Raw genomic sequence first — 244 nt, 5'->3', positions numbered from 1 at the left:
CGAAATATCAGCGCTGCGGGCGCGGCGCGCGCCGCTGCCCGGGTTCGGACACCCGCTACACCAGCAGGAAGATCCGCGTGCCACGCGCTTGCTGGCCTTGGCCGACGAACACGGCACGGCAGGAGACAACGTGCGGGTCCTGCGCGCCATCGCTGCCGCGGTGCCGAAGATTTATGGCCGGGCATTGCCGGTCAACGTGTCCGGCGCGATTCCCGCTGTGCTGCTGGACGCCGGCTTTCCTCTC

The 244-nt window shown here is 69.3% G+C and carries 1 protein-coding gene; it reads left to right on the top strand.

Annotation, left to right across the window (positions count from 1 at the left end; genetic code table 11):
* Positions 1-244: citrate/2-methylcitrate synthase (locus P0D89_RS54560; protein ID WP_408371666.1), on the top strand; the 244-nt coding region annotated here is incomplete at both ends.

Origin of the sequence: Paraburkholderia sp. RL18-085-BIA-A, from assembly GCF_046027075.1 — a bacterium.
In the GTDB taxonomy this organism is placed as follows: Bacteria; Pseudomonadota; Gammaproteobacteria; order Burkholderiales; family Burkholderiaceae; genus Paraburkholderia.
The sequence above is the reverse complement of the archived record's forward strand: the minus strand, read 5'-3'. Positions and strand labels throughout refer to the sequence as shown.